Origin of the sequence: Maribacter sp. MMG018 (genome assembly GCF_018100785.1) — a bacterium.
Lineage (GTDB): Bacteria > Bacteroidota > Bacteroidia > Flavobacteriales > Flavobacteriaceae > Maribacter.
This window is the reverse complement of record NZ_JAGJEC010000004.1, coordinates 143,101-155,871: the sequence shown is the minus strand read 5'-3', so window position 1 is coordinate 155,871 and position 12,771 is coordinate 143,101. Positions and strand designations below refer to the sequence as shown.

The window sequence follows — 12,771 nt, the reverse complement described above, 5'->3', positions numbered from 1 at the left end:
TCATTTTAAAAAATATGCAAGCTAAAAATATCAGGAATCAAATGTATGGCATCTATCCATTGTTTTAAAATGTGGGCCAATGAAAGTAGCGATTATCATGGGGGGATGTTCTACATGCCAAAACCACTGGCAGACAGCTAAATTTTTATTCCAAGATCCAATGTATCAGCTCTTCGGGGTCTACAATGGCCCAACTATGTGGGTGCCTTGTGCCGTCCGCTCTATAGCCTTTATTTTTTGTGGGTATGTACGTTACTTGGTCAAAACCCGATTTTTTAAGGGTCTTGGATAAGCGTTCTAGGTAATAGGCGTTCATTTGGTCGTAATCGGCCCTTCTGTTCTCTTTCCACCAAAGGGTATCGGGCTCTGTGTACAATCTGAGTTTGGTGTTTTTTAAGTTTTTTATGTTGTCTATGGTCTCTGTTCGTGAGGTATATACCGCATATTTCTGGTATGCTAAAACGGTGTTCTCCGGATTGCCGAATTGATCGCCCAAGGTCTTTAGTAACCAAGTACTTTCTTGAACCGATACCTCAGAAAAATTACGGGCAATATTCTTCTCCGAACTTTTGTACAGGGCTACAAGATCAATAGGGGAGTCCACAATAAAAACCCCTTTTGGTATTAGTGAACTTTGTTTTTCGGTCAGGTAATCGCTAATTAGTAAGGCAACATTTCCACCGCTGGAAAAACCGCCAAAATAAGCGTTGGCGTCGGGCAGTTTATGGTCTTTGAAAATTTTTAGTAGTTGGGCCGCGAGTTGTTGTTTTTCATCTTCTTGAAGCCATAATTTTTGATTGTAGTTCATAAATAGGACAGCGATATCTTTTTGTTTTGCCCCTTCTAGTATATTGAACTCTCGTTTTATATCTTCCGCATCTTCTGGGTAACCACCAAAAAGCACCAAAACCCTCCCGGTGTTTTTGGCCGGTTTCACCAATTCATAGTCCGTATTCCTTATCTCTACAAAATCCGAGGTCGGTGAATGCTCCGTTTGTTCCTTTTTTGCCTTTTTACAAGAAGTAAGAATGAGGGCTGTAAAGGCAATCGCTATAAGTTTCTTCATAGATCAAACGGATATAAAACCAATATGCGACAGTTTAACGGCCACATATTGGTTGTTTCTGGTTACTAAGCCCTTTTCATTCCTTTACTTCGGGTATGTCGGTGAAAGGGGAAATACCAAAAGCGGGGTAGATTTCGCTGGGGTAGTAGAACGTACCGCCCTTAGATACCATAGAAATTGTTTTAATGGCTTTAATGTCGTTAACGGGATTTTCCGGCACCAAAAAGAAATCGGCCAATTTGCCGGGCGCGATGCTACCAAGGTCTTCATCTCCCATATATTGGGCCATGTCATAGGTAGCCAATTTTAGCAATTCTGCCGGGGTGTAGCCCAATTGTTGGTATAGTTCTAGTTCGCGGTGGTAGAAAAAAGCACCTCCCAGGTCCGTACCGGGCACTATAAATATACCTTTCTCTTTCATCATTTTTAGGGCCTCCACTATTTTATCGTATCCCTCACGGTAGGCCTTGTCATCTTCGGGTGAGGCAACGTCTGCCATGGCGATCTTAAACTCGCGTTGTGTGTTCGGCGGCATATGGTCTATATAATCCTTGGTTCCTTCCCAGACCTCACCATTTCTAGATTTCATGAGTACTTCGTGTATGGCCAAGGTAGGATCTATAGCGGTCTTGTTACGAACAAACAGGTCCATTGTTTCCTGTACTTTGGGACTATTCAAATCTAGGTCCGGAAATCTTTTAAGGGCCGTTAGGCGCAACAAGGTACGTGTGTCCTCATCGGGTTCCAATACCCACCCAAGCATGGTTTGGTTAATATGGGTCATTTCATCAAATCCGGCCCTTAACATGGCATTGGCATTGCTGAACGCGGGTACATGCCCACAAACGAACATGCCGTGCTCGTGTGCCCTTTTTACGATAGCCGGAGCCCAATCACCGTTCATAGAATTGTATAGCTTTACTCCGTAAAAGTCCATATCATGGTAACGGTCTACCGCTGCCAAGGCTTCTTCTTCGCTGGCTACCAACATGCCGTTATTGGCACTGTATTTACTTTTTCCTTCAATAAAGCCCAACCTGTGTACCCTTGGGCCGGCCAAAATACCTTCGTCTATTCTTTTGGTCAAATCGTTCAGTACCTCATTGTTATTGCCCATATCACGAAAAGAGGTCACCCCGGCCAATACGTTTAACAAGGCGCCTTCGTCTCCGGTATGGGCATGCATTTCGTACATGCCCGCTACCAAGGTACCGTTGGCCCCGTCGATGACCACTTCGTCTTCACCTGTAGTGTCGGGGGCATCGATGCTAACAATACGATCGCCATCTACCAATACCGAAGAAAGTGGTGTTAACGATAAAGTATTGGGGTCGAATATTTTTACATTGGCAATACGCACTTTTTTTCCATAGTTATGGGCATATTTCTTCTGAAGCGATTCAAAGCGTTCGGTAGAATATTTTTCGGCATAGGCCCGCAATTCTTTCTCTTTGGCCTCAAACCCTTCACGAACCAGAACAAACCGTGGAGTGATCACGGCAAAGAGACGCATATCGTTATCGGCAATAAAATAAGAGGGATTCATATCCGCGCCCGAAAGGGCATACGTGGTAAGGTCTATAGTGGTAGTATCAACGGTGACACTTGTTTTTTCCATTTCTGTAAGCTGTAACTTCCCTGCAGGCAATACATCGGCCGAGAAATCGGGTGACTTTAATAGACTGCGTGCGGTAAGAATGGCCGAATATGGACTTCCGGATTGGTTTACGTACCACAAAGCATTGGCTACGGTGGCATTGCCGCTACCTGTGGCATCGCTCCAAGAGGCCGTAGATTCTTTTAGTGAATACTCCTCGTTTACACTATTGCCAAAAGTCGTATTTCCTGTAATGTTCCATTGTACCGGAAAACCACTTTTGTTCAGTACTATGGTCTCTTTCATCGTAGGGCCACGACCATTGTTCTTATAATCGTAATCTATTTGTATGGTGTCGCCTACCGTATGTGTTTTTAGGTGACCCACGGCGGTACTCCCCAGAATAACGGTATAAGTTTCGTCACCTTGGTAATTGGCCAAGGAAGATACCTCGGCAGGTTCTTGTTTACAGGCAATGAATAATGATAGGGCTAGGCCTACATAAAGAAATTGAATTTTCATAATGGAAGGTTGGTTTTAATATAGAATGAAGATACTAATTTATAGCTATAATTTAACACCCATATTTCATGAAACGGGCCATTTTTAGCACAACGTATGACTCCGTTTAGAGGTGTGACCATATTATGGAATGTTGCCAATGCATTTAATTCCACCCTTAAATCTTGTACCTTTTTAGCGTCTGGTTGCCGTTAGTGCGAGACAATTTTTAATCCTATGACAGAGGCAATTAATGTGGTGATAAAAAATAGTCGCCAAAAGGTGGCTGGTTCCTTAAAAATAAAGATTCCGACCAATACAGTACCTACGGCCCCTATTCCCGTTCAAACGGCATATGCGGTTCCGATGGGAAGTTCTTGCGTAGCTTTGATCAAAAGGGTCATACTGGCTGCTAAACAGATTAAAAAACCAATGTGCCAATAAGTTGCTTCGGCCCCTGTAGCTTCTTTTGCCTTTCCAAGGCAAGCAGCAAAGGCAACCTCAAAAAGTCCGGCGATGATCAGCAGTATCCAGTTCATTTTGAATAGGCCAATTTTGCTTGCAAAATTACGGCATTCGGTTATGCGAAAACACCTATTTTTCACCTTTTGGTGTTGATGTAGTTTTTTATTCCAAAATTCAATGTATCCGTTTTTCGCTGTCTTTTGCCGTTCGCCCTATCGCTTATTGCATTTTAGATTTCCCATTCATTAATATTCCAAATCAAAATACGCTACGATTTCGTCGTATGACATCTTCTTATAATTTGGTTGTTCAGAACGCCCAGAGATATTTATCCCCCCGGGTATCATTACATATCTGTATTGTGGTTCGCCAATTGAAGAGCCTGTCAATTCGTAATCGCTGAGGTCTGTATCGTCTAGAGAGTCGGCGTTGAACCTTATTTCTCCCCTATCTAAAAAATGGATGGCAATAAAAGAACGGCGTACGGCAAAGCTCGCAAAGTCATAAACAAGGGGTAATTGATATACCGTATTGGATGAACTTCTATAAAAAGCAAGAACAATACCTCCGTTATTTAAAAAATCTCGAGTTAGTCTACTTTCATCTACTTTCATTGATTTATTCCTTGCCCCGTCTAGATAGCTAAAATCTTGGTCCAGCCAATCGCTGTACATCACATTGGCGGTACCCGGGTCGCCTTGGTCTCCCTTATCCCCTTTTACCCCTTGCTCTCCTTGCGGACCTGTTTCTCCTATTTCCCCTTGGGGACCAATGTCTCCGTCCTCCCCATCTTTAGAACATGAGGCAAGTGCAAAGACAAAAGACATTAAGGTAACGGTGAAGATTTTTGTAGTAATTTTCATGATTTCATTTTTTATTTCGGTTATGTCCTTTAATGGTCCTAGAAGAAAAGGTTAACATATTACGGAGTAAAAAATACCCAGGCATTACTGATGGCCTTGGTGTTATGTGGTAAGTGTATAAGGTTCAATGGCGCGGTCAGGTAAATGTTTTAATCGTGCAGGCAGTATTGTGCAACCTCAAAAATGGAATAGAAGGGCGTCTACGTATGTTCATATTCCAACATTTCGTATTCTTAATGGGCAAGCAAAATCTATACCGCAAAACCTATTGCGATAAAGGCCGGTATAAGGCTCGGGGTAAGTGGTATTCTTTCTTTTATGACTACTCTTGCGGTGAGGGTAGGGGAGAGATCATTATATGTGCCCTATGGGTGCCGGGGTTCATGATCCAAGGGTGGTTGGGAGCCGCAGGTATTTCGGGTAGCCCGGTAGATGCTGCCGTGGCCCAGGGCATGTACACCACATAACGTAATTTGGCACCTTCCACTTCAGAGGTTTCGGGGTCGTACATGGTTTGTTCCCCGTAGTAGATGTGCAAGGTGGCCCCTGTTGGAATAGTGAGTTTGCCCGATTTCATTTCGTCCTCTCTAATATTAAATATTTCTTCGGAGTTTTTACCCTCTTCCCGTAAGGCTCGGCCCCTGGCCATAAAAGGCTCTAGGTCTTTGTGGTAGCAGGCGGCATTAAAGCCGTTTTTTTTAGGGTTGTCGGCAAGTACGATAAACTCGTTGCTGCCTTCTTTTAAGGTGGTAAATTCACCGGCCATGTTATAGCCGATAACCGTGCAATCGGCCCTACTGGCCTTGGGGGTGGCCATTAATGCCGTGGCGACCAGGTCCTCATCGGTCTCAATGGGCTTTAATTGTTTTTTGTCATCGCTTGGGGCAGTTTCGGTCATGGTCTCCGTATCCGAAGGTTCCGCTACCGGATTTTTTGTTTTATCGGATAGGTTACAGGAAATCAACATTGTCGTAATCAGTAATGCGGGAATCGTATTTTTCATGATCGATAGTTTTTAGGGTGTCAAAATAACAACAGGCCCTTTGTAGGCCGTAGTTTGTTGATTATAAATAAAATATAGTAAAAATATATCACTGTTAAAATACAAAAAAACACTCCTAATTTGGTGCTTTCCGTTTTAAAATTGAACGGGAAGAATACAGCTACGGCTTAAGACCTTTGGATAAATGTAGAGATCCACATTCTGGTGAGCTTGTAGAGCATAAATAGGCAGAACAAGAACAATACGGGAGAGAGCCAATCCCAGATATCGTATTTGTCCCCTATTCTTTTGTTGTTCACCTTAAAAATAACGGAAGGCACTTTTCCCCTGTATCTTAAGGTGACGCTATCACCTATTTCATATAGTTTTTGCGTTCCGCCATACACTGTAAGCTGGTCGGTCGTTAAGACCGTATTGTTGTAAGTAACCTTTGAGTGTTCCGATTGACTTCCTTTTTCTGGTTCGATATCGATGATCTTCCCCGATTTAATTTCATACGGATATTTAATGTTGCTTAAGATTACCTGAGAGCTGCTCCATAGCAGAAAAAGAAACATCAGGTAGAAAGCGATGTTGAAGATGGGGTTTAGAATCTTAAAGATCATAGCATGTCTGCGGTCTGTAATAATAAGGTTAAAAACAAAAAGAACCCGTTCGCCAACTTTTTAAAGATCCCCTGCCTTAAATGTTCGGCAACAAGATATGCAAAAAGGGGTATGCGATGCGGATTCTTTTTTATGTTTTCCGTTCTATTGATCTACAATAGGGTTTCCCTTAAAATGATGGAATACGGTTTTATAGGGTAATGGTAGCCCCCATAACTTTTAAGAACTCACGTATAAACCCTGGGTGTCCGGGCCATGCTGGGGAAGTAACCAGGTTGCCGTCTACAAATACCCCGTCTGCAGGTATGTCTTGAAATTCACCCCCGGCCAAGGTCACCTCAGGACCCACGGCAGGGTAGGCGGTCAGTTTTCTGCCCTTTACCACATTGGCGGCCGTTAATATCTGAATACCGTGGCAAATGGCGGCCACCGGCTTATTGGCATCAAAAAAATGGGTGGTGATCTCTAACAATCGTTTGTTGAGCCTTAAGTATTCCGGGGCCCTACCACCGGCAATTACCAAGCCGTCATAATCTTCGGCGACCACATCGTCAAAACTATAGTTCAGGGCAAAATTATGCCCCGGTTTTTCGGTATAGGTCTGGTCGCCCTCAAAATCGTGAATGGCAGTTTTAACGGTATCTCCCTTTTTTTTGTCGGGGCAGACGGCATGCACTTCATAGCCTACCATTTGCAGCATTTGAAAGGGTACCATGGTTTCATAATCTTCGGTAAAATCTCCTGTTAGGAACAGTACTTTTTTCATTTTTCTATTCTGTATTTATTAGTAAAGATATTTAAGGTGATACGCCCACATCTCTAAGATTAGATCGGTGGTACGGGCGTAGCATCTAATTTAACAAATACGTGCCGAAAAATAGAAGGTGAACTATTAAAATAAAGTGAAGGTTTCGTTATTTTTTGATCGGGTGGTTGGAGCGTGTTGCAAAATTTCCTGTGATGCGGAAACAATGGAGTTGTGTGTAGCAACATAGGTCAGCTTCAGCTGAATTTTATACAACGGTGAGTATATGAAAAGTAGCGCATAAGTAAACGCATACTTTTCCGACTAAAATAACGTTTTAAAAGTGTATTTCGTTCGAATATGGCACGGAAATAGTTATTTTTTATGTACATTGTTATATTGCGTTTTTTTCGCATTGTAATATATTTACATGTATTACGTCTAATTTAGTGTTATATATATGTTACAATAGATTGTATATGTTCTGCATATTGATATATTTGTATTAAACCAAGATTAAAGAAATGATAACTCAAGAGGCTAATATTGATATTTTAAGGACAAAAGGAGTCCTTAAGTCCGTTTCAGTTGCTCTTCCCGTGTGGACGAAGGAAGGGGAAGATGGCTTTTTGTCCGTTGATATTCCAATTCTCGGAATTAAAACCTCTGCAAAGGACGATTCAGATGTTGATTCGGCAATACGTGAAGCTATTCACTTGTTTTGTTTGAACGCGGAAAAATTTGGTAATGGTTTGGAAAATGAATTGAAATTAGCAGGCTGGAATTTCTCAAATAGAACTTTTTCAGAAGCTTCTCTATATTGGGGAACAAACGATGATATAATTGACATGATTCTAGAGACTGGTAATTCTTATACTGAAACACTAGAACTTATTGCTTAATGTCAAAAAGTGAATACCCAACTGTCAGTGAAGAATTTTTGCTAGACAAAATACGGAATAGTTCAAAGATTGATTCTTCAACTGAGAGAAAGGTAGGAAATTCTTATTCCTTTTTAATGGTTGGAGATAAACCCATTTATAAACGTCAAGTAACTATCCGCTCAATAGACGGGGAGTTTAATTTTATTCAAGCCACCTCTAAAGCTATTTTACTGGGTTTTATGTCCGAACTACTCGAATACTTTGAAAATGAAAAGGGATATAAAGATGGCGGTTATACAGACCGATAATTTCTTTTTTCAAATGTGATACAACGTTCAGTATAAGAAACGTAGGGAAGGTGATAAGCACTTTCGTTTCGGTTTTTTCTTAGTTATATATAAATATTTTTTTTCTTCTATAAACGCCCTATGTTTTCTTAGCCTTTATTATGCCTAGTTTTTTTCTTCTTCGCTAAATAAACCTGTAAACTTGTTTTTCTAGAAGCGTTTTTGAACATGGCACGAGCGTGACACATGTACCAGGTGGGTCTCGACCTATAAACAAAAAGCCCCAAAAAGGGCTTAAAAAAGGTATTTTTTTCGCTGTTTATGGACTTGTGCAACGCTTACTTTTGTTGGCAGTAGTTATTTTTTCGTGACAAAATGCCTTAATCTCCCTTGCGTGATTTATTTCTGCCATTCCTATTGATTCAGTTTCTTTTACTTTTTTACCGTTTTTCTTCGTAATTATTTTTTCTTCTAAACTAAATACTAGGTTTCCTCTATTATTGGTAAAGTAAATATCTATTTTGTTCTGAAATTGCGACCAATTATAAACAGAACATTCTTTCCAACTATTTAGATGAATAAGTCTGTTTTCTGTTCCCAGAAAATACCCGCCTTTTCTATAAAAACCATAAATTCCAAGCCCGATTACGATAAATCCCGGTAAAACAAAAAATGCTCCGAAAGTAAAGAATCCATATAAAGGAGATAGGTCATCTGGGGTTACGGTTATTCTAGTATCTCCAATATTTAAACCTGTAGGCTTACCTAATAACAGTTCATAAACCATCGCCGTAAATATCCCTCCAATTACGGCAATCCAAAGCAAACCCCAACGTATTGCACTCCATGAATCTTTTGTGGATTTTTCCTTAGCAGCTTTCACAAAAAAAGAAATACTCTCATCACCTAATTGACTTTTTAATTGAGGCGGAATTTGATGATTTTCTATCATGCTATTAATTATTACCAACAACTGCATATGTGTACAATTACACATATACCTCTTATTTGGGTATAAAAGCAATAGCTTTAATTACCCCAACCTATACGAATATAAAAATTCTTACAATTTTGTTCTTTTGGAAAGGTGTAAGTTGTTTAAAATGAGTGGGTTTTGTATTGGGTGGAGGGGCTTTCATTGGTGTTGTAGAACATCCCCCGCCCTGTGGGCATCCCCCTTTCAAAGGGGAATTAATTGTTCCCTTGAAGAGACAGAAAAGAAACTGAAAGCCTATTTTAGGGGTGTTCTGTCGAGCGTGACGCTGGCCCTAAGAGTGAACGATTTTTTAGAAACGGGTTTAGGGTTTTAAATAAGACGTTTTGTTGTAATATGTTTTGTTAATTTCTGCACCTACAGACTCTTTTTCCTAAACTTTTAGCTTTAGACTCAGTCATTTTTTTTATTCCAGATTTACATCGACCTAGAGCTGAATGCGTATTGCTCCTATGATATATTTGGCTTTTTCCACAGACGTAAACTATAGTTTCTGTAGGCTTTTTATCAGCTTTTAAGTTTTCTGTGGTTCCAAAACTCATTAAGCTTATCAATAGCAAAAACACGGTTAGTTTTTTTATTTCCATGATATTTCTAAAATTAGTTCTGTCATTTAAATGTGTGACAACAATCCTATACGGCTGCCATTATACATAAAGGATTCTATTTGATTGTAAAACAATGGCTTAGATTGTCTATATCTATACTTTAAATGTAAAAAAACGAACAATTATATTTTTACAGAAAAGCGTAAGCCATTATAAATAAGCTGGTTTTGTGAGGGTAGGAGAGGAACTTTTGTTGGTGTAACAAAAACATTCCCAGCCCTGTGGGCATCCTCTTCAAAGGGGGAATTGCTCTCTTTAGGGTGCCATGACGCAGGGTATGGGCGCATAGGCAAAAAACCGATTTTGTTACTTTTGCACTAGAAATACACCAATGGAATGAATAGACTGTTTTTTACCGTTTCTGTCTGTTGTATAATGCTATGTAGTTGTTCCGATGAAGAAATAAAGAAAGAACTGTACAGCCTCAATTATGGAACCAAGGCGGAGCGGGTAGCTACCCTTAAAAAAGAAATTGAAGTACATAGTGATTTTGAGAACGCAGAGTTTCTGTTGTACAATTCAAAAGGATTTACCTTTCATGTAAACACCTTTTATTTGCCCGAATATAGAGATTACAGATACGTGATAAAGCTTAGTCCCGAAGACGTGGATAATTGGTTAAAAGGGTTCGAAAAAGTGAACCCTTCCGAAAGTTTTGAAGAATGGCCCGATAAATTAATTCGGATAAGAAGAGACGAATGGCCATTGCAAAGTACCCCCGAATACTACGCTATGGAAAATGAAATGGTTTACATGCTGGTGTATAGAAAAGAAGGGGTGATTTTTAAAAAGTCGATTTCATTATAAAAGCCTAATCGGTTAAAAACAGGCTGGTCTTGTGTTGGGCAAGAGAGAGCCTTATGTTGGTATTGCAACTACCTCCCCCGTTCTTTATGGTCGAAATTCATTGTTATTTTTAGAGGGGTGTATTGCGTCTTTTCTAGTTTAATAAAAGCGCTAGAAAATCGTTGTCCTCAAAAGTGTCTTCACCAAGTTGGGTCTGCCTAATAATTACCGTTTGTAGTGATGGTATTAAATACATCCTGTTTTTACCGGCCCCCAAACCGCCAATGATCTCGGTATAGCCACTGTAATACATAATACCGCCGGTGGAGCCTTCGGGTGCGGCATCGAGGGGGGTGAGTGCATAACCGTTTACGTTGTTCAACCAACAAAAATTTCCGTGCCCGGGGTTGGGGCCGGTGGCAACGAACATAGCTTCCAATAGCGAAGGTTCTATGATCTGTGTGCCGTTCCAGCTACCTTGGTCGAGCATAAACTGACCGAACTTTACCCAGTTTCTGGGGGTTACATAGCAGCCGTTGGGTATGTTGGGGTTTCCGGCCTCGTCGTGGGTCCAGCTTTCATAGTGCAACCCTATTTTGTCAAAAATTTCCGATTCCAGATATTCCAAAGGGTTTTGAGAAATACCTTTCTCTTGCAACTTTCGTTCTAAAAGAACTCCGAAAACATAATAGTTGCTAGGGCCGTAAGAAAATTTTTCGCCGGGCGTGCTTACCATGTCCAATTCATCAATGGCATATCCGTATCTGTCGCTTTCATCCGATATGGTCAAAAAATTCTGGGAAAGCCCAGAGGAAAGGTTCAATAGGTGCTTGATCTTTATTTCATCTTTACCCGGATGCAGACTGGTGTCTTGCCATTCGGTGATGGTGTTAGAAACGTACTCTTCGTAATCTATAAGACCTTGTTGTTTGGCCAGTGCGGCAACGGCCGACCAAAAAAGCTTGGTCGCACTATAAATATGGGGTGCGGTATCTTCATCGGCACCGTTATGGTAATCTTCAAAGATTATAGAGCCGTCTTTCATGACCAGAACGGCGCTTCCGCCTTTTTCTTCCGAGTAGTGGGCCGCATCGGCCAGTTGTTCGGTGGTAAATATATCGTCGGTATCATTCACCGGTTCATTATCATTGTCATCATTGGAAGAACAGCCGACCGTTAACAATGCTATCATCAGAATTGGTAATAAATGGTTTTTCATGTTATAACGGTTTATGGGTTGGACTCATAAAAACAAATAAGGTTTGATCTTGTGGTTTATAACGTATTCTTTTTAAGTGTATTACATTCGTCAGGGGGTGAGGGTACGATTTTGTGCGTCCTTAATTTTTATGCATCGTTTTTTTAGAAGGGTGGTAGTTAGGGGCATTAAATGACCATGGCCACATGTTCTTTATGGTGCTGCTACTTCTTTTGTGTATGGGGGTTGTTACAATACAGTAGGGAAGTTTGTGTGCGTAAAAATCCGGTAAACAGGAAATAGTTCTTTTGAGCAACTTTTGTTGTAGGTACATGGCAAATGCTACGGCCTAGAACGGAAAATTACTTTCTTGTGGAGACGAAAAACTAGTCGATTTCGCTTTCGATGAGCTGTAAAATCGAATTTAGGTCGTCCATTAAAGGTTGGTAGTGCGCCTTTTCCATGGCACTGCTCGCCAGAACGAACATTAAGATGTTGTTCTCGAACTCTTTGGAATCCAATAGCGGTAAATTACTTGTGTTTTCCTCCGATATGGGAAGCCCGATTTCTTGGTTTACCCCGGCATCATCGAATATGGTACGAAGGCTGTAGTTCTCTGTCCGTAACATATCGATCACCTTTTCTCTTTGAATGCCCAGATCGTTTTCTTGTTTGGCAATGTCGTCCAAGGTAGAAACCCAATTGGTGAGCTGTATGCGTAAATCGGTATTTGAAATATCCTTTAAGCTTCCGGAGTTAATGATCTCTTGTAGCAGTGAATTGTTAGGGTTGAATAGGATATCGGAAGAAAAAGAGTTGAACAACAGTTGTGAAAATTGTTTTTCGGTCGGTACTTCGTCCGCAGAGGAAATGTAATGCAATAGTTGCTTGGCCCCGTTAAAGTTGTCTTTGTTGACCTGGATCAGCTCGGCCAATTTGGTTTTGCTTATTTCGAACTCTTTCCGTAGTCCCTGCAAATAAATATTTTCCTTTTCTTGGGTTACGCGATCTTGGTTCTTGTTGTTAATGGCCAGGGCGATCAGAATACCGATGACCACAAGTATAATTTCGCCGATGGCATAAACGAGGTATTGGCGAAACTTGTTTTGCGAAAGTAGTCGCTGTCGTATTTTTCTAAAAAATTTCATTGCAGTTGGTTTGGTCGGTCA

The 12,771-nt window shown here is 40.8% G+C and carries 12 protein-coding genes and 1 pseudogene; 3 read left to right on the top strand and 10 right to left on the bottom strand.

Annotated features, from left to right (window positions below; translation table 11 throughout):
- Positions 1–145: 145 nt before the first annotated feature.
- The 7 genes and pseudogenes from J8L85_RS15755 to J8L85_RS15725 form a co-directional block, all read right to left on the bottom strand.
- Positions 146–1,066, bottom strand: coding sequence for a hypothetical protein (locus tag J8L85_RS15755; protein ID WP_211018867.1), 921 nt, complete (start codon positions 1,064–1,066; stop codon positions 146–148).
- Between the two features lie 76 nt (positions 1,067–1,142).
- Positions 1,143–3,185, bottom strand: a complete 2,043-nt coding sequence (locus J8L85_RS15750) for an amidohydrolase family protein (RefSeq protein WP_211018864.1) — start codon at positions 3,183–3,185, stop codon at positions 1,143–1,145.
- Between the two features lie 191 nt (positions 3,186–3,376).
- Positions 3,377–3,703, bottom strand: a pseudogene (locus tag J8L85_RS15745) (multidrug efflux SMR transporter).
- 171 nt (positions 3,704–3,874) lie between these two features.
- On the bottom strand, positions 3,875–4,492 hold the full coding sequence (locus J8L85_RS15740) for a collagen-like protein (protein ID WP_211018862.1): 618 nt from the start codon (positions 4,490–4,492) through the stop codon (positions 3,875–3,877).
- A gap of 322 nt (positions 4,493–4,814) precedes the next feature.
- On the bottom strand, positions 4,815–5,495 hold the full coding sequence (locus J8L85_RS15735) for a hypothetical protein (RefSeq protein WP_211018860.1): 681 nt from the start codon (positions 5,493–5,495) through the stop codon (positions 4,815–4,817).
- A 167-nt stretch (positions 5,496–5,662) separates the two neighbouring features.
- On the bottom strand, positions 5,663–6,100 hold the full coding sequence (locus J8L85_RS15730; RefSeq protein ID WP_211018858.1) for a DUF3592 domain-containing protein: 438 nt from the start codon (positions 6,098–6,100) through the stop codon (positions 5,663–5,665).
- Between the two features lie 190 nt (positions 6,101–6,290).
- The gene (locus J8L85_RS15725) at positions 6,291–6,866 is read right to left on the bottom strand and encodes a DJ-1/PfpI family protein (protein ID WP_047247452.1); all 576 of its coding nucleotides are present in this window, start codon (positions 6,864–6,866) and stop codon (positions 6,291–6,293) included.
- A 503-nt stretch (positions 6,867–7,369) separates the two neighbouring features.
- On the opposite strand from J8L85_RS15725, the gene J8L85_RS15720 reads away from it, so the two are divergent.
- Entirely contained in the window at positions 7,370–7,747 is a 378-nt protein-coding gene (locus J8L85_RS15720; protein ID WP_211018856.1) for a hypothetical protein, read from the top strand.
- Positions 7,747–8,037, top strand: coding sequence for a hypothetical protein (locus tag J8L85_RS15715; RefSeq protein ID WP_211018854.1), 291 nt, complete (start codon positions 7,747–7,749; stop codon positions 8,035–8,037). Before J8L85_RS15720 ends, J8L85_RS15715 begins: the two co-directional genes overlap by 1 nt.
- Before the next feature lie 298 nt (positions 8,038–8,335).
- Here the strand turns inward: J8L85_RS15715 and J8L85_RS15710 are convergent, their stop codons facing one another.
- A complete protein-coding gene (locus tag J8L85_RS15710) occupies positions 8,336–8,968 on the bottom strand; it encodes a hypothetical protein (RefSeq protein ID WP_211018852.1) in 633 nt (210 codons plus the stop codon).
- A gap of 986 nt (positions 8,969–9,954) precedes the next feature.
- Between J8L85_RS15710 and J8L85_RS15705 the strand changes: the two genes are divergently transcribed.
- On the top strand, positions 9,955–10,425 hold the full coding sequence (locus tag J8L85_RS15705) for a hypothetical protein (protein ID WP_211018851.1): 471 nt from the start codon (positions 9,955–9,957) through the stop codon (positions 10,423–10,425).
- Between the two features lie 133 nt (positions 10,426–10,558).
- Here the strand turns inward: J8L85_RS15705 and J8L85_RS15700 are convergent, their stop codons facing one another.
- Both J8L85_RS15700 and J8L85_RS15695 read right to left on the bottom strand, forming a co-directional pair.
- The gene (locus tag J8L85_RS15700; RefSeq protein WP_211018849.1) at positions 10,559–11,623 is read right to left on the bottom strand and encodes a serine hydrolase; all 1,065 of its coding nucleotides are present in this window, start codon (positions 11,621–11,623) and stop codon (positions 10,559–10,561) included.
- Positions 11,624–11,988: 365 nt separating this feature from the next.
- On the bottom strand, positions 11,989–12,750 hold the full coding sequence (locus tag J8L85_RS15695; RefSeq protein WP_047247457.1) for a DUF6090 family protein: 762 nt from the start codon (positions 12,748–12,750) through the stop codon (positions 11,989–11,991).
- Positions 12,751–12,771: the final 21 nt, after the last annotated feature.